Genomic DNA, 16,473 nt, shown 5'->3' with positions numbered 1-16,473 from the left:
CGCGGGGAACTCGTAGCCACCGGAGAGCGCGAAGAACCCGGCCGGCGCACTGGCCCTCGCCGCCGGTAATACAGTGGATGCCGCCGCCGTTGGCGAAGATCTCGCGGGCGTCGACGAGTTCGACGGTGCGGCCCGGGTAGGCCTCGGCGAGGATCGCGGCGGCCTCCTGGTCGCGCGGGTCGTCGAAGGCGCACAGGACGACGGCGCCGTTGGCCACGTAGTGGTTGATGTAGGAGTAGTCGACCGGCTCGCCGTCCTCGTCCAGCAGGACGGTGGGGGCGGGCAGTTCGAGGACCTCCAGCGGCCGGCCCTGGGCGTCGGTGGAGGCGCGCAGCACGGCGACCAGTTCGCGGCAGACCTCGTGGTCCGGGTGCGAGGGGTCGGGCTGGACGTGGGCGACCACGACGCCGGGGCGCACGAAGGAGGCGACGATGTCGATGTGCCCGCGGGTGCCGAACTCGTCGTAGTCGCGGGTGAGTCCGCGCGGCAGCCAGATCGCCTTGGTGGTGCCGAGGAAGGCGTGCAGCTCGGCCTCGACCTCCTCCTTGGTCCAGGTCGCGTTGCGGCCCTCGCCGAGTTGGACGGTCTCGGTGACGAGGACCGTGCCCTCGCCGTCGACGTGGATGCCGCCGCCCTCGTTGATCAGCCGGGAGGCGAAGCGCCGGACGTCCGTCAGTTCGCTGATGTGCTCGGCGATGTGCTGGTCCTTGTCCCAGCGGGCCCAGGACTGGGCGCCCCAGCCGTTGAAGATCCAGTCGGTGGCGGCCAGCGAGCCCTTGCCGCCGATCAGGAAGGAGGGGCCGATGTCGCGCATCCACGCGTCGTTCAGCGGGCGCTCGACGATCTCGACCTTCTCGGAGACGTACGTGCGCGCCTGCTCGGTCTCGCCGGTGTTGACGATCAGCGTCACCGGCTCGTACCGGACGATGGTGTCGGCGACGGCGGCCCAGGCCTGGCGGGCGGCGTGCAGCTGCTCGGGGCCGTCGAAGGTGGGGTTGGTGGTGGGGAAGGCCATCCAGGTGCGGTCGTGCGGGTGCCACTCGGCGGGCATCCGGTAGCCGAGGGAGGCGGGCGTGGCGGTGGTCATCGTGAAGTCCTAAGCGGTCAGAGGAAGTAGAGGCGGCTGAGGGAGACGCTGTCGGCGGGCTCGGAGCGCAGCGGCGAGCCGTCCAGGGAGACCAGGCCGGTCTCCGTGACCTCGACGTGGCCGATGCGGGCGTTGCGCACCATGTCGCGCGGTCCGATGCCGCGGGTGTTCCGTACGCCGACCCGGCGGCGGCGGGTGGGCAGCCCGTCGGCGGCCTGGTCGAGGTAGGCGCCGTCGGCGGCGGCCTGGGCGACGAAGGCCACCGAGATGTCGGCGGCGGTCGCGCCGTGGGCGCCGAACTGCGGTCCCAGGACGAGCGGTTCGCAGCGGTCGGTGGAGGCGTTGGGGTCGCCGACCACGCCGTAGGCGGGGAAGCCGGCCTTGAGGACCAGTTGCGGCTTGGCGCCGAAGTGGTCGGGGCGCCACAGCACGATGTCGGCGAGCTTGCCGATCTCGATGGAGCCGACCTCGTGGGAGAGGCCGTGGGCGATGGCCGGGTTGATGGTGAGCTTGGCGATGTAGCGCAGCACGCGCTCGTTGTCGTCGCCGCTCTCCGTCGTCCCGTACGAGCCGGCGCCGTCGAGCGGGCCGAGTTCGGCCTTCATCTTCCCGGCCATGGCGAAGGTGCGGCGCACGGTCTCGCCGGCCCGGCCCATGCCCTGGGCGTCGGAGGAGGTGATGCCGATGACTCCGAGGTCGTGCAGCACGTCCTCGGCGCCCATGGTGCCGGCCCGGATGCGGTCGCGGGCCATCGCGGCGTCGCCGGGCAGGTCGGGCTTGAGGTCGTGGGCGGAGACGATCATGTCGTAGTGCTCGCCGAGCGCGTCCCGCCCGAACGGCAGCGTCGGGTTGGTGGAGGAGCCGATGACGTTCGGCACGCCCGCCATCTTCAGCACGTTGGGGACGTGTCCGCCGCCGCAGCCCTCGATGTGGAAGGCGTGGATGGTCCGGCCGTCGAGCACCTTGAGGGTGTCCTCGACGGAGAGGCACTCGTTCAACCCGTCGGTGTGCAGGGCGACCTGGACGTCGTACTCCTCGGCGACCCGCAGCGCGGTGTCCAGGGCGCGGGTGTGCGCGCCCATGTCCTCGTGCACCTTGAAGCCGGACGCGCCGCCCTCGGCCAGCGCCTCGATCAGCGGGGCCTCGTCGGAGGACGAACCGCGGCCCAGGAATCCGATGTTGACGGGCCAGGCGTCGAAGGAGTTGAAGGCGTGCCGCAGCGCCCAGGGGGAGTTGACGCCGACGCCCCAGACCGGGCCGAACTCCTGGCCGATGATGGTGGTGACGCCGGAGGCCAGCGAGGCCTCCATGATCCGCGGCGAGAGCAGGTGGACGTGGGTGTCGACGGCGCCGGCGGTGGCGATCAGGCCCTCGCCGGAGACGATCGTGGTGCCGGTGCCGACGACCACGTCGACGCCGTCGAGGGTGTCGGGGTTGCCGGCCCGCCCGATCGAGGCGATCCGGCCGCCGATCAGGCCGATCGAGGTCTTGCGGACGCCCTGGACCGCGTCGATCACCAGGACGTTGCTGATCACCACGTCGCAGGTGTCGCGGACGGCGGCGGGCTTGAGGTGCAGGCCGTCCCGGGCGGTCTTGCCGAAGCCGGCCAGGAACTCGTCGCCGGGCGCCTGGGAGTCGGACTCGACCCGGACGATCAGTCCGCTGTCGCCGAGCCGGACCCGGTCCCCGGCGCGCGGGCCGTGCACGGCGATGTAGTCGTGCGGGGTGATCGCGCTCACGAGGGCACCTCCGCGTCGTCGAAGCCGGTCAGGTAGCCGGTCGCGCGGGCCTTCGCCAGGGCGGCCTCCTTCGCGCCGGGCGCGTCCAGCGGCCCGTCCACGAGCCCCGCGAAGCCGATCGCGACCCGCTCTCCGCCGATCGGCACCAGGCCGACCTCGACGGTGGCGCCCGGGTCGAAGCGCACCGAGGAGCCGGCCGGCACGGCCAGGTGGGTGCCGTAGGCGGCGGCCCGGTCGAAGGCCAGCCGGGGGTTGGCCTCGAAGAAGTGGAAGTGCGAGGTGACCGAGATCGGCACCCCGGAGGTGTTGTGCACGGGGAGCAGCAGCGTCTCCTCGACCGGGTCGTAGCCGGCGCCGTCGCCGATCAGCGCGCCGCCGGGGGCGTCGTCGCCGAGCGAGCCGGCGCCCTTGAACGGGTCGGTGACGACGGCGAGGCGGGTGCCGTCCTCGAAGACGGCCTCGACCTGGACGACGGTGACCACGTCCGGTACGCCGGGCAGCACCTCGTCGGCGGTGAGCACGGAGCGGCCGGCCTCGATGGCCTCGGCGAGGCGGCGGCCGTCGCGGGCGGCCTCGCAGACGGTGTCCGCGATCAGGGCGGTGGCCTCGGGGATGTTGAGGCGCACGCCCCGGGCGCGGCGGGCGCGGGCCAGTTCGGCTGCCGTGAAGATCAGCAGCCGGTCCCGCTCGGTGGGGGTCAGTCGCACGGTTCCTCGCTCGCGGTCGCCGGGGACGGGGGTCTGCTCGGGGCCTCGGGGCTGTCGGGGTCGATGTTAGAACGACGTTCAAACACCTCGGGGTCATTGAACCCGCAGCGGGCCGCCCTGTCCAGCGTTGCCGCTCCGCGGGCGTTCGGCCCGCCGGGCGGGGGACGGGGGTGAGCGGGCGGGAGCGGGGGGCGGGGGCGAAGAGGTCCGGGTGGGCCGGTGCCCGGACCCCGGCGCGCGGCGGGAGCGGGGCGGGGGGCGCGTGGTCGGGCGCACGGTCGGTACGGGCGCCGGGTGTGCGCGGGATCGGGTGGGGGCTCCTTCGAAAACAGCCTCTGCGCTTCGCAAACCTGTCCGGCGCGGGCAGTTGGATCACGCGAACCACCCCGTGCCCCTTTCACCCCACGTGATCGGACGCACACTGTTGCAAACGCCGTCAACTGGGCATGAGGATGAGTGGTCAGAACGAGGGGGCCACCCGGCCGGCGGGGGATCCGGAGGCGGGGGCCCGGATTTCAGGGCGGGGGCATGTGTTGATGGACGGTCAGTCGCGATTCCCGCGGCAGCGGACGAGTTCCGGCGACGCCTACCGGTCCGGGCCGGTCCAGGCGCCGGTCGCCGGCACCGGGACGACCCTGCCGGGTGCGCCGGCACCGGGGTGTGCCGTGCACCGGAGACTGCACCTCACGCTCGATCCGGCGGATCTCGTCGGGGTGGGCGCGGTGCGGCGGCGGTTGCGCTCGGCGCTGAGCCACTGGGGGGTGCCGGAGCTGTCCGACACCGCCGAGCTGCTCTCCTCCGAGCTGGTCACCAACGCGCTGCTGCACACGGGCAAGGGCGCGGTGTTCGACGCGGAGCTCGGGTCGGACCACCGGCTGCGCATCGAGGTGCAGGACGGCACCAGCAGACTGCCCGGGCGGCGGCGCGATCCGGAGGGCGAGTACGCGACCTCGGGGCGCGGCCTGCTGCTGGTGGAGGCGCTCGCGGACTCCTGGGGCGTGCAGCTGCGCGGCGACGGCAAGGTCACCTGGTTCGAGCTCGCCATGCCCTGAGTCCCGCCTCCGGGCGGCGTGCTCCGGGCCGTGCGTTCCGGGCCGTGTGTTCCGGGTCGGCGGCAGGACGTACGATTGTTCGCCGTCGATTGATTCGCCGTCGAAGGAAGCCCAGAACAGAAGGCGGAACGGAAGATTTCCGGCCCGTTGGCATTGCCGCTCGGCCGAACATTGGCCAGGATGGTGGGAATGTGTGTCCACGTGCGGGAAGCAGCGGGGAGACCGAACCTCGACTGGCGACCGTCCGTCGCACCGTCCTATCCAGCACGACCCATCACAACGCCACGCGGCCCGTCCGGACGGTCGGCGCGGTCCGCCACGGCAGCGGCAGGAGCAGCATGCCCACTGAGCCCGAGTCGCCGGGGCCGGCGCTTCCTCCCGGCGCGGCGCCCGTCGTCGAGCCGCGGACGGTGGCGCCGCGAGCCGTAGAGCCGAGGACCGTGGAGCCGCGCACCGCCCGGCCGAGAGCCGTCGAGCCGCGTGTCGCCGAGCAGCCGGGCGCCCCGGAGCCGCGCACCTCCGGGCAGCCCGCCGCCGGCCCCACCACCACCGGGACGGGCCGGGCCCGGCCGCCCGCCCAGTCCTCGCGCCGCGGCTCCGCGGTGCGCCCGTCCCCGAGCCTCGCCGCCGCCCGGCTGGCGCCCGTGCTGTCGGGCGGCCTGCCGCCGTCCTCCGCGGACACCATGCCGGACTGGCTGGAGCCCGCGATGGCGGCCAACGGCATCGGCTCCTTCGACTGGGACATCCGCCGCGACGTCCTGGAGGGCGACCAGCGGGCCTGTGCGATCGTCGGCCTGGACGCCCTGGGGCAGAGCCGCTTCGACCGTACGGCCGCCTCCTTCCTGGCCATGCTGCACCCCGAGGACGCGCCCGTGGTGCGCCGCCGGGTCGAGCGCGCGGTGTCCGAACTGGGCCAGTGCGGCGCCTACTACCGGACGGTCGGGGCGAACGGCGGCATGCGCGCGGTGCGCTTCCGCGGCCGGGTGCTCGCCGACGCCTTCGGCCGGGCCTCCCGGATGGTCGGCTTCGTCTGGGACGCCACCGTCGAGCTGCACAAGCGGGACCACGCCGACCGGATGGCCCTGCTGCGCGAGGAGCGCTCCCGGTTCATCAAGGAGGCGGCGCGCGCCCTCTCCGAAGCCGTCACCGTGCGTGACGTGGCCCGGGTGTTCACCGAACTGCCGCTGCCCGGACTGCCGCCGGACGGCCTGGTGCTGGCCTCCTTCGAGGCCGGACGGGCGCAGATCCTCGGCGCCTCCGGCTACCGCTCCGACTCGCTGGCGGTCTGGGACCGCACCGTGCTGCCGCCCGGCCACCCGGCCGCCGAGGCGCTGCGCCACCGCGCGCCGGTCTTCGTCTCGACCCGCGAGGACTTCCGCGACGGCTACCCCGAGGTGTGGGAGCAGACCAGCCGCACCGGCCGGGGCTCCTGGGCGTACCTGCCGCTGGTGGCCAGCGGCCGGGCGATCGGCGTCTGCGTGGTCAGCTTCGACGACGAGCGCGAGCTGGACGCCGACGAGCGGACCCTGCTGACCACGCTGGGCGGGCTGGTCGCCCAGTCGCTGGCCCGGGCCCGGCTGCACGACGCCGAGCACGAGCTCGCGGCCGGCCTCCAGCGGGTGATGCTGCCGCGCACCGTCCCGTCCGTCCCGGGCGTGACCACCGCCGTGCGCTACATCGCGGCCGGCTCCGGCCTCCAGATCGGCGGCGACTGGTACGACGTGGTGCCGCTGCCCGGCGGACACGTCGGCCTGGTGATCGGCGACGTCCAGGGCCACGACGTGCACGCCGCCGGGATCATGGGCCAGCTGCGGATCGCGCTGCGCGCCTACGCGGCCGAGGGCCACCCGCCCGCCGCCGTGATGGCCCGTGCCTCCCGCTTCCTCGCCGACCTGGACACCGACCACTTCGCGACCTGCACCTACGCCGAGGTCAACGTGGACTACGGCGTGGTCTACGCCGTCCGGGCCGGTCACCTCGACCCGCTGGTGCGCCGCGCGGACGGCACCGCCGCCGTGGTGCCGGTGGCCGGCGGGCTGCCGCTGGGCATCGACCCGGACCAGGAGTACCGGGTCACCCGGTTCAGCCTGGACCCGGGCGAGACCGTGCTGCTCTGCACCGACGGCCTGGTCGAGGCGCGCGGCATGGACCTGGACGAGGGCATCGCCCGGCTCGCCCGGGCGCTCGCCCGCCCGCTGCCGGACGCCGGGCAGGCCGCCCGCGACCCGCTGGAGGAGCTGGCCGAGCGGATCGCCTCCCAGGCCGCCGACTCCAGCGAGCGCGAGGACGACATAGCGCTGCTGCTCCTGCGCTGGGACGGCCCGGCCGGCGGTCTGGCCGCCCAGCAGCTGCGCCGCCGGATCGGCCAGGCCGACCTGGCGCGGGTCGCCGAGGTCCGGGCCGAGCTGCGCGACGCGCTGCGCCGCTGGGGCGTGGCCGAGTTCATCGACACCGCCGAGCTGCTCTCCTCCGAGCTGGTCACCAACGCCATCCGGCACACCGACCGGGACGCCATGTTCACCGCCCGGCTCTACCGGGAGCCGGAGGCGGACGGTGGCCGGGCCCGGCTGCGGGTCGAGGTGGAGGACGAGTCGGACCTCTGGCCGACCCGCCGGACGCCGGGGGAGCAGGCCTCCTCCGGGCGCGGTCTGATGCTGGTCGAGGCACTCGCGGACTCCTGGGGCGTGGAGCCGCGCGGCTCCGGCAAGCGGATGTGGTTCGAGCTCAGCGGGACGTCGGCGGCCTGAGCCCCAGGCCCGGTCTCCGGCCCCCGGGGACGTCGGGGCGCCGACGGGGGAGCGGTCAGCCGAACTGCTGCTCCAGGTCCTTCAGTTTGCGTTCCATCTCGTCCAGCCGGGGCAGCGTGACGGTGTCCTCCTCCAGGGTGAGGTCGATGGTGCGCCGCTCCGGACGGGCCGGCAGGCCCGGCTGGACGACCGTGCCCTCGGCCGGTTCCACCTCGCGCGGACCGGCGGGGCGCTCCACCTCGGGACGCTCGGCCCCGACGCGCTCCGCCGACACCCGCTCCGTCGACACCCGTTCAGCCGACACCCGCTCCGTCGAGACGCGTTCCACCCCGGGGCGGTCCGCCGCAGCGGCCGTCGCGGGCTCCGCGCCGGACCCCAGCCGCCGCGCCGTGCCACCACCGCGCCGCCAGGCGCTGTGGGAGCGGTTGATCGCCCGGATCTCGGCCCGTTCCCGGCGCCCGGCCAGTTTGCGGCGCTGCTTCTCGTCGGCGCGCTCCCGCTTGTCGTCGCGCACCTCCTCGACCGCCTCGTCCAGGCTGCGGACGTTCTCCAGCAGCATCAGCGACCAGGCCGCGTAGGTCTCGCGCGGGGCGCGCAGCCAGCGGACGATGCGGATCTGCGGCAGCGGGCGCGGCACCAGGCCCTGCTCGCGCAGCGCGGCCCGGCGGGTCTGCTTGAGCGCGCGGTCGAACAGGATCGCCGCGGAGAGGGACATGCCGGAGAAGAACTGCGGGGCGCCGGCGTGGGTCAGGCCGCGCGGGGCGTGCACCCAGTTGAACCAGGCCGAGGCGCCGGCGAAGAGCCAGACCAGCAGCCGGGAGCCGAGCGCCGCGTCGCCGTGGCTGGCCTCGCGGACGGCGAGCACCGAGCAGAACATCGCGGCGCCGTCCAGGCCGAACGGGACGAGGTACTCCCAGCCGCCGGACAGGCCGAGGTTCTGCACGCCGAAGCCGACCAGGCCGTGGAAGGAGAGGGCGGCCGCGACGCCCGCGCAGCAGAACAACAGGGTGTAGGAGGCGCCGCCGTACAGGGATTCCTTGCGGCGGCGCCGTTCCTCGGAGCGTTCCCAGGAATCCGTGCCGGCGGTGGAGGAGGCGGACCCCCGGCTGCGGAGCAGGGCCACCAGGAGTGCGCTGACCAGCAGCCCCACGACCACGGTGATCGCCCATCCGAGCGGTATGTCGGACAATTTCATCGCCGAAACCAGCCTCGCTTTCCTGCGTCGCTTTTCTGCGTCGTGACGGCGGGGACCATCATGGCGGACGCGGGGCGAGGAAATGGCCGATTCGCCGTCAATGCGCTGAGGAGAGGGATTTCTGACCCGGTTACCATCGCATTGTCATGCGAATTTGAAGCGGGCTTTTCCCGGAATCGCGGGCTTTTCGGACCTGATATCGGACAGATTTTCGTCAACGCCGCGTGACGCGGGGACAGCCGCCGCACATGTCCTTCGGATCGGCGGTGTAGACGAGGCAGCAGCTGGCCCGGGAGCGCTCCAGGGCCGGAGCGCCGCCGCCCCCGGGCGCCGGGGGCGCGAATCCGGCGCCCGGGATGAAGGGGGCCGGGGCGGGAGCGGGGCGGTCGCCCGCGCCGGGCGTGCGCGCGGGGTCGGGGGGCCCGCCGGGCGCCAGCAGCGCGGACAGTTCGGCGCGCGCCCGCTCCTGCTCCCCGAGCAGCCCGCCCGCGTAGCAGAGCCCCTCCACCACCGCGTCGGTGGCCATCGCCCACAGCACCCGGGGCCCGCGCCGCGCCTCCGGGCCGAAGGCGGTGAGCACCGGGGCCAGGAAGGCGCCCAGCGCGGACCGCAGGGCGGCGGCCAGCGCCGCTTCGTCCGGCACCGTCCGGGCCCACTCCGGGCCGACGGCCGTCCCGGGCTTCGAACCCGCCCCCGACCCGGCCGCCGGGTCGTCCGGAAGGCAGGCGAACTCCGCCGGGCGGACGGTCAGTTCGACCGCGTCGGGGCGCCGGCGCAGCGCGACGTCCGCGAGGCCGAGCAGCGGGACGCGCCGCTCCAGGAACCACGGCAGCGTGAACAGCAGCGAGACCGGCCAGACGAAGCGGTGCAGCCCGAAGCCGGCCGCGACGTCCGGGCGCAGCGGCTGCCCGTAGCGGGCGAGGCCCTGCCGGGCGTCGTGGGCGATCAGCTCGCGCACCGCCTCGGGGCGGGCGGCGAGGTCGGCGACGGGCAGCCAGCCGCCGCCGCGCCGGGGCGGGGCGCAGCGCACCGTCAGGACGGGGGTGAGTCCGGACAGCCGGTGGTACGAGGGGGCGCCCGGGGCGGTGGGGGCGGGGGTGCGCGCCCCGGTGGCGCGGGGGACGCGCGGCCTGGGGCCGGGCCGGGTGCTGCTCGCGGTCATGGACGGCCCCATCGGGTCGACCGGGGCGCCCATGGTCCGCCCGGCGGTGCCCGGCCGGGTGGTGGCGGCGCCGGACGCGGCCGGACCGGGGCATGGCGGTGCCCGGGGAACGGCAAGGCGACCTGGCCGGGGTACTGCTCCCCCCGGCCAGGTTAGCCTCACCTTAGCTGATCGTCCCCCCGGTCTCGCTGGTGATGCGCCCGTCCGGGGGAGCACCGGTTGTGCGGAGGGCGTTCAGCTGGCGCGCGAGCCAGACCGGCACGCCGCCCAGGGCGTCCACCAGCCGGGTCGCCTCGGCCCGCAGCCGCGCGGCCTCGGGCGGCTCGGACACCTCGGCGAGCGCCGCGAGCGCCGGCGCCACCCCCACCGTGAAGCCGAGTTGCTCGCGCAGCCGCAGGGAGGCGTCGAAGCCCTCCCGGGCGTTCCCGCGCTCCCCGCGCGAGAGCGCCAGCGCGGCCAGGTGCCGCCAGGTGTACGAGCGCAGCAGTTCGTCCCCGCGTTCGCCGGCGCCCTCGTGCGCCCGCCGGTAGGCGATCCAGGCGGCGCTGCGGTCGCGCAGCAGGTTCTCGGCGACCAGTCCGCGCCGGAAGTCCAGCAGTGGGCGGCCCGGGGCGTCCGGCGGCAGCAGGGCCGAGGTGCGGCCGAGCGCCGCCTGTGCCTCGTCCAGCCGGTCGCGCGGGCCGAGGACGCTCGCCACGTACGCGAGGAAGCCGCGGGCGCAGGCGGCGGCCGCGCGCTGCTCGGTGCCGGAGGCCAGGGCCTCCGCCAGGCGCAGCGCCTGTTCCGCCTGGGTCCAGTTCGCGGCGGTGAACAGGCATTGCTCGATGAGGAGTTCGGCCCGCCCCAGGGCCGCGTCCGGGTCGTGCTCGGCGGTCGGTCGCAGTAGTTCGGCGGCCTCCTGCCAGCACCCCCGGGACCTCAGCCGCCACACGGTGTCACCCGGCTCCTCCGCTGCCGCCCGCCCCCGCCCCTCCGGGTTGCTCGGGTCCCATCCGTGCTCCGACAACGCCACCTCCTTGTGTGCGCCATCCGGCATGGGCACGGACCTGCCCCTGAGGCCCTGTCGCCACGACCCGCACGCATGGCGACGACAGGGCGAAAGGCCCGCGCTGTGGCGGCAATTCAACACGGGGGTGAGCTTGTGCACCAGATCACGAGCGAAGGTTGTTGCTTTTGGAAGAGAAATGATCTAGGGGTGCGCGAGGGAAAGGGGCCGGAGGGGGCCGGTGGGGCGGCCCGGCGGGGCCGCCCGGTGGGTCAGGAGGTCCAGCCGGTCTCCATCAGGGCCTCGGCGGCGCCGTTCGCGGGCTGCGGCACGCCCGCCAGGTCCAGGCTGAACAGGGCCACCAGCAGCTGTTCGCCGCGCACGGTGGCCTGGTGCGAATAGCCCGCGAGGGTGAACATCGCGGCGGCCATCTCCTCGGCGTGCAGGGTCTGGAGCCAGAGGCACTCGACCGACTTCACGTCGGCGGGCTCGGTCCAGGTGTCCACCTGGGCGACCATCCGGCCGCCCAGCAGGGTGACCCCGTCGCGCTCCTGGGACTCGGTGAGCTCCAGGTCGTCGAAGCCGAGCCACTCCAGGTAGCGGGCGGCGGTGAACACCGCGTCCTGCGAGGTGCGCACCGGGTGCGGGCGGAACGGCGCGCGGTGGCGGAACGGGCGGGAGCGGCCGGTCGGGGACGGTGCGGGCGGGGCCGGGGCGGGCGCGTTCGCCGGGTGGGCCGGGAGCGGGCGGGCGGCCTGCGGGCCGGGGGCGGCGAGCGGGGCGGCGGTGCCGGTGCCCAGGCGGGTGGCGCGGTCCACCGGCAGCCGGACGGTGGCGCCGCAGTTGCAGGTGAACTCGGGCTGCGGCCACTGGTCGGAGCGGCCGCAGTGCGGGCAGCGCATGCTCAGCCAGGAGTCCTCCCAGGAGCGGAAGCGCACCTGCACCGGCACTCCGCCGCGCAGCAGCGGCACCTTGAGCGAGGCCCCGCACGGACAGGGGAGGGAGGGCGGTTCGTAGAGGTGCTCGCGGCGGCAGGCGGGGCAGCGGATCGCCCGGGCGCCACCGCCGGGCCCCGTCCGAGCGGGGTCGTGTCCGGTGAAGTCGTCGGGCAGTCCGGCCATCGCGGGCTCCGTCCGTCGGTGTCGGGTGGGTGGGACGTCTCCCATGCTCCCCGAAATGTCCGGCGCAGGACGCGGAATGGGGCAATCCTCAGGGACGGATCAGGGGATCCTGCCTGCTCGGGTAGGGAAGGAATCCTTCCGGAGGGGGATGCCCGGCGGGGCGGACCGGGACGTTCAGCCGGCGGACCAGCGGGCCAGGTCGGCGGGGGTGTCGAGGTCGTCCGGGGCGGCGACGTCGGCGCACTCGACCAGGACGAGCTCCGCCGCGTGCGCCGCCAGCAGGGCGCGGGCCCCGGCGTCGCCGCGGGCGCCCGCCGCCGCCTCGGCGAAGTGCCGGGCGCCGATCAGCACCGGGTGTCCGCGCCGCCCCTGGTAGGCCGCGGCGGCCAGTTCGGCGCCCGCCCGGTGGGCGGCCAGCAGCCGGGCCACCGCGGCCGGGGTGACGCCGGGGGTGTCCACCAGCATCACCAGTGCCGCCGAGGCGTGCGGCGGCAGCGCGGCCAGGCCGGCCCGCAGCGAGGAGCCCATGCCCTGCGCCCAGTCCGGGTTGCCGACCAGTCGGCAGCCCGGCAGGTGCGCGGTGGCCCGGACCCGTTCGCCCGCCGCGCCCAGCACCACCGTGACCTCCGTGCAGCCGCCGGCCCGGACCACCGCCACCGCGTGCTCCACCAGCGGCCGGCCCCGGTACCGGAGCAGCGCCTTGGGCCGCCCGCCGAGGCGCCGCCCGCCGCCGGCGGCGAGCACCAGGGCGGCGACCGGGCCCGGTCCGGCGGGTGTCGGCGCTGTCTGCATGGGGCCAGCCTGCCCGGTCGGGGCCGGGGCGCGCATTGTGGGAAGTTACAAGCGGAGGCGGTGCGCGGCGGCCGCGCCCCGGCGGTTCGGCCGCTGGCCGGGGCGGGCCCGGCCCGCCTGTACTGGGCCGATGAACACCGCCCCGTACAACACCGCCCCGCACAGCCCTGCCCCGCGCAGCCCCGCCCCGCACAGCCCTGACCCGCGCACCGCGCCTCCGTACGACACGCGACCGCACGACACCGAGGCCCGCGACCCCGCCCCGCCCCCGCTGGTGGACCGCTTCGGCCGGGTCCACACCGATCTGCGGGTCTCACTGACCGACCGCTGCAACCTGCGCTGCACCTACTGCATGCCGGCGGAGGGGCTGCCCTGGCTCGGGCGCGCCGGGCTGTTGGGGGACGACGAGGTGGTCCGGCTGGTGCGGATCGCGGTGGAGCGGCTGGGGGTGCGGTCGGTCCGGCTGACGGGCGGGGAGCCGTTGCTGCGGCGGGGGTTGGCGGGGCTGGTCGGGCGGATCGCCCCGCTGGGGGCCGAGGTGTCGTTGACCACGAACGGGATCGGGCTGGCGCGCGCGGCGGCCGGGCTGGCGGCGGCGGGGCTGGGGCGGGTGAACGTCAGCCTGGACACGCTGCGTCCGGAGCGCTTCGCCGCGATCACCCGCCGGGACCGCATCGGTGACGTGCTCGCGGGGCTGGCGGCGGCGAGGGCGGCGGGGCTGGGGCCGGTGAAGGTGAACGCGGTGCCGGTGCGCGGGGTCAACGACGACGAGATCGTGGAGCTGGTGGAGTTCGCCGTCGGGCACGGGTACCGGATGCGGTTCATCGAGTCCATGCCGCTGGACGCGCAAGGGGCGTGGGACCGTTCGGCGATGGTGACGGCGGCGGAGGTCCTGGCGGCGCTGGGGGAGCGGTTCGACCTCGTCCCCGTCGGCCGGTCCGGCAACGCCCCGGCGGAGGAGTGGCGGATCGCCGGTACGGACGCGGTCGTCGGCGTGATCGCCTCCGTCACCCGGCCGTTCTGCGGCGGCTGCGACCGGGTGCGGCTGACGGCGGACGGGCAGTTGCGCGCCTGTCTGTTCGCGACGGAGGAGTCGGACCTGCGGGCACTGCTGCGCGGCGGGGCGGACGACGCGGCGATCGAGGCGGCCTGGCGGGCCGCGGTGGCGGGCAAGGGGCCCGGACACGCCGTCGGCAGCGCGGAGTTCGTCCGGCCCGACCGCCCGATGTCCGCCATCGGCGGCTGACGGCGCGGCCGGGGCTGGGGCCCGGACCAGGGCATGAGCGGGTGTGAGCTTCGACATGCTCGGCGGGATCGCGTGGCGTCGGCTTGACCTGCCCCCGGGCGGCTGGTCTGCTGGCTTGCCGTCAACCCGCCCCTGACCTCCGGAGTTCCCCGTGCCCGCCCGCCGCTCCACCCTGTCCGCCGCCACCGTGTTCCTGATATGCGCGCTCGCGCTGGTCGGCTGGCTGATCGGCGGCCGCGACCACAAGTCGACCGGCCCCAAGGCCAACGGCGGCACCGCCGCCGCCGGGGCCACCGGCACCAGCCCGCTGCAGAACCCGGACGGCACCAAGCCCGGCCTGGCGCCGCTGACCACCCCCGAGGAGCAGAAGGCCGGCCGGGACGTCATCGCCAAGGTGACCACCGCCGCCGTCGGCACCAAGGACGGCTACGACCGCAACGAGTTCGGCCCCGCCTGGACGGACAACGTCGAGGGCGTCCCGTTCGGCGGCAACAAGTGCGACACCCGCAACGACCTGCTGGCCCGCGACGGCACCGCCGTCGAGCACAAGGACGGCTCGGACTGCACGGTCACCGCGATGACCATCTGGGACCCGTACACCGGCAAGAGCGTCCAGTGGACCAAGCAGCAGGCCTCCAAGATCCAGATCGACCACGTGATGCCGCTCTCCTACGACTGGCAGATGGGCGCCAGCAAGTGGGACAAGGCCAAGCGCGTCCAGATCGCCAACGACCCGCTGAACCTGATCCCCGCCGACGGCTCGCAGAACGCCTCCAAGGGCGACTCCGGCCCGGCCTCCTGGCTGCCCGCCAACACCGAGATCCGCTGCTCCTACGCGGTGCGCTTCGCCCAGGTCTCGCTGAAGTACCAGCTGCCCGTCACCGAGGCCGACAAGAAGACCATGCTCCAGCTGTGCGGCGGCTGACGAAACGTCAATCCCCGCCCTCGAAGGGCGGGCGCGGTGTGCCCCCGGTGACGGCCGGGCGCGGGCCGGGTGGTATTCGTGGGCGGTGGCCCCGATGATCTCCCCGCTCCCCCGGTCGGCCGGGCGCGCCGTGCCCGCCCTCGCCGCCGCCCTCGCCCTCGCCCTGTCGAGCGGCTGCACGGGCGCCGCCCGCCCGGCCGTCCGCCCGCCGCTGGACGAACGGGTCGCCGCCACCGCGGCCCCCGCCCTGCGCGCGCTCTACGACCAGCGGATCGACTGGCGGAACTGCCCCGGCGAGGACGACGGCGACCAGGACGCGGCCGCCGTGCGGTGCGCCACCCTCAAGGTCCCGCTGGACTACGCCGACCCGGGCGGCCGCACCGTCGACGTCGCCCTCGCCAAGGTGCCCGCCGCCGACCCGAAGCGGCGGCTCGGCGCCCTGCTGCTCAACCCCGGCGGCCCCGGCAACTCCGGTGTCGACATGGTCCGTTGGGGCTGGCAGAGCTACCAGGGGCCGCTGCACGACCGGTACGACCTGGTCGGCTTCGACCCGCGCGGCGCCGGCGACACCACCCCCGTCCACTGCCTGGACGACCGCACCCGCGACCAGTGGAACGCCACCGACGACCCGGCCTACGACCACGCCCGGATCCTCGCCGAGGCCTGCCGCGCCCGGCACGCCGACCTGCTCCCGCACCTCGGCACCCGCGACACCGCCCGCGACCTCGACGTGCTGCGCGGCGCCCTCGGCGAGCGCCGGCTGGACTTCCTCGGCTTCTCCTACGGCACCCACCTCGGCGCCCGCTACGCCGAGGAGTTCCCCGAGCGCACCGGCCGGCTCGTCCTCGACGGCGCCGTCGACCACAGCGCCCCCGCGGCGCGGCTCGGCATCGAAGCCGCCGTCGCCGCCGAGACCGGGCTCCGGGCCTTCGCCGCCGCCTGCGCCACCGAGGACGGGCCGGCCTGCCCGCTCGGCGCCGACCCGGCCGCCGCCCCGCAGCGCCTCGCCCGCTTCCTCGACGGCCTGCGCGACCACCCGCTGCGCGCCGCCGACGGCCGGACCCTCACCGCCGCGCTCGGCTGGGTCGCCGCCCTGGACGTGCTCTCCGACGGCCGCCGCTCGTGGCCCCGGCTGCGCGAGGCCCTCGAACCGGCCGTCACCCGGGGCGACGCCGACGGTCTGCTCGCCCTCGCCGACGGCGCCGACGGCCGCGGCGAGGACGGCCGCTACCGGACCCCGGCCGACGCCTTCGCCGCCATCTCCTGTGCGGACGGCCCGCCGCCGCCCACCGAGGCGGAGCTGCGCCCGGCCCTCGCCGAACTCGCCGCCCGCGCCCCGCTGACCAGCGGGCACGACCCGGTCGGCACCTTGCTCGAAGCGGACTGCCGCCCCTGGCCGTACCGTCCGGCCGAGCCGCCGCGACCGGTCCGGGCGCCGGGCAGCGCCCCGCTCCTGGTGATCGGCTCCACCGCCGACCCGGTCACCCCGTACGCCTGGGCCGAGCGGCTCTCCGCCGGACTGGAGCACGGCGTGCTGCTCACCCGGGAGGGCGACGGGCACACCGCGTACGACAAGAGCGGCTGCGTCCGGGCGGCCGTGACGGCGTTCCTGGTGGACGGGCGGCTGCCGGCGGCGGGCACCCATTGCGGGTCGGACTGAGGGCGCCAGGGTCCGGATGTGCTCGGCGGGGGTCGGCCGGGGACAGCGCGGAGGG

General features: G+C 75.5%; 13 protein-coding genes. 5 read left to right on the top strand and 8 right to left on the bottom strand.

Features of this window, described 5'->3' with window-relative positions:
- The 3 genes from ACFU7Z_RS19670 to ACFU7Z_RS19660 form a co-directional block, all read right to left on the bottom strand.
- Positions 1-1,087, bottom strand: a 1,087-nt coding sequence (locus ACFU7Z_RS19670; protein ID WP_380778511.1) for an agmatine/peptidylarginine deiminase, incomplete at its 3' end; no start/stop codon positions are given.
- Positions 1,088-1,104: 17 nt separating this feature from the next.
- Positions 1,105-2,826, bottom strand: a complete 1,722-nt coding sequence (locus tag ACFU7Z_RS19665) for an urease subunit alpha (RefSeq protein ID WP_375873907.1) — start codon at positions 2,824-2,826, stop codon at positions 1,105-1,107.
- A complete protein-coding gene (locus ACFU7Z_RS19660) occupies positions 2,823-3,533 on the bottom strand; it encodes an urease subunit gamma (protein ID WP_049658208.1) in 711 nt (236 codons plus the stop codon). Before ACFU7Z_RS19660 ends, ACFU7Z_RS19665 begins: the two co-directional genes overlap by 4 nt.
- Before the next feature lie 665 nt (positions 3,534-4,198).
- Here ACFU7Z_RS19660 and ACFU7Z_RS19655 point away from each other — a divergent pair.
- A complete protein-coding gene (locus ACFU7Z_RS19655; protein WP_049658213.1) occupies positions 4,199-4,585 on the top strand; it encodes an ATP-binding protein in 387 nt (128 codons plus the stop codon).
- Between the two features lie 338 nt (positions 4,586-4,923).
- Positions 4,924-7,332 (top strand): SpoIIE family protein phosphatase, encoded by a 2,409-nt coding sequence (locus ACFU7Z_RS19650; protein ID WP_079271782.1) that lies wholly within the window; start codon positions 4,924-4,926, stop codon positions 7,330-7,332.
- Between the two features lie 55 nt (positions 7,333-7,387).
- Here the strand turns inward: ACFU7Z_RS19650 and ACFU7Z_RS19645 are convergent, their stop codons facing one another.
- The 5 genes from ACFU7Z_RS19645 to ACFU7Z_RS19625 form a co-directional block, all read right to left on the bottom strand.
- The gene (locus ACFU7Z_RS19645; protein WP_049659689.1) at positions 7,388-8,527 is read right to left on the bottom strand and encodes a DUF2637 domain-containing protein; all 1,140 of its coding nucleotides are present in this window, start codon (positions 8,525-8,527) and stop codon (positions 7,388-7,390) included.
- Between the two features lie 214 nt (positions 8,528-8,741).
- A complete protein-coding gene (locus ACFU7Z_RS19640) occupies positions 8,742-9,689 on the bottom strand; it encodes a (2Fe-2S)-binding protein (RefSeq protein WP_380778508.1) in 948 nt (315 codons plus the stop codon).
- A 163-nt stretch (positions 9,690-9,852) separates the two neighbouring features.
- Complete coding sequence (locus ACFU7Z_RS19635; protein ID WP_049660965.1) at positions 9,853-10,725, bottom strand: hypothetical protein; 873 nt, start codon at positions 10,723-10,725, stop codon at positions 9,853-9,855.
- Between the two features lie 221 nt (positions 10,726-10,946).
- Complete coding sequence (locus tag ACFU7Z_RS19630; protein WP_241852729.1) at positions 10,947-11,795, bottom strand: hypothetical protein; 849 nt, start codon at positions 11,793-11,795, stop codon at positions 10,947-10,949.
- Between the two features lie 174 nt (positions 11,796-11,969).
- Positions 11,970-12,587: an NTP transferase domain-containing protein gene (locus tag ACFU7Z_RS19625; protein WP_380778506.1), complete on the bottom strand. Its 618-nt coding sequence runs from the start codon at positions 12,585-12,587 to the stop codon at positions 11,970-11,972.
- A gap of 130 nt (positions 12,588-12,717) precedes the next feature.
- On the opposite strand from ACFU7Z_RS19625, the gene moaA reads away from it, so the two are divergent.
- The 3 genes from moaA to ACFU7Z_RS19610 all read left to right on the top strand — a co-directional run bounded on the left by moaA (position 12,718) and on the right by ACFU7Z_RS19610 (position 16,418).
- Positions 12,718-13,833, top strand: a complete 1,116-nt coding sequence (gene moaA, locus ACFU7Z_RS19620) for a GTP 3',8-cyclase MoaA (protein WP_380778504.1) — start codon at positions 12,718-12,720, stop codon at positions 13,831-13,833.
- Positions 13,834-13,984: 151 nt separating this feature from the next.
- Positions 13,985-14,758, top strand: coding sequence for an HNH endonuclease family protein (locus ACFU7Z_RS19615; RefSeq protein ID WP_117487336.1), 774 nt, complete (start codon positions 13,985-13,987; stop codon positions 14,756-14,758).
- Between the two features lie 94 nt (positions 14,759-14,852).
- Entirely contained in the window at positions 14,853-16,418 is a 1,566-nt protein-coding gene (locus ACFU7Z_RS19610) for an alpha/beta hydrolase (protein WP_380778502.1), read from the top strand.
- Positions 16,419-16,473 lie beyond the last annotated feature (55 nt).

This window comes from Kitasatospora sp. NPDC057518, from assembly GCF_042802075.1.
Classification (GTDB): Bacteria; Actinomycetota; Actinomycetes; order Streptomycetales; family Streptomycetaceae; genus Kitasatospora.
This window is presented reverse-complemented; position numbering and strand designations above follow the sequence as displayed.

Bases quoted from the DNA above. Each gene is read 5' to 3' on its own strand.
- ACFU7Z_RS19650 (WP_079271782.1), top strand. From the start codon at position 4,924: ATGCCCACTGAGCCCGAGTCGCCGGGGCCGGCGCTTCCTCCCGGCGCG.
- ACFU7Z_RS19645 (WP_049659689.1), bottom strand. From the start codon at position 8,527: ATGAAATTGTCCGACATACCGCTCGGATGGGCGATCACCGTGGTCGTG.
- ACFU7Z_RS19640 (WP_380778508.1), bottom strand. From the start codon at position 9,689: ATGACCGCGAGCAGCACCCGGCCCGGCCCCAGGCCGCGCGTCCCCCGC.
- ACFU7Z_RS19635 (WP_049660965.1), bottom strand. From the start codon at position 10,725: ATGCCGGATGGCGCACACAAGGAGGTGGCGTTGTCGGAGCACGGATGG.
- ACFU7Z_RS19630 (WP_241852729.1), bottom strand. From the start codon at position 11,795: ATGGCCGGACTGCCCGACGACTTCACCGGACACGACCCCGCTCGGACG.
- ACFU7Z_RS19625 (WP_380778506.1), bottom strand. From the start codon at position 12,587: ATGCAGACAGCGCCGACACCCGCCGGACCGGGCCCGGTCGCCGCCCTG.
- moaA (WP_380778504.1), top strand. From the start codon at position 12,718: ATGAACACCGCCCCGTACAACACCGCCCCGCACAGCCCTGCCCCGCGC.
- ACFU7Z_RS19610 (WP_380778502.1), top strand. From the start codon at position 14,853: ATGATCTCCCCGCTCCCCCGGTCGGCCGGGCGCGCCGTGCCCGCCCTC.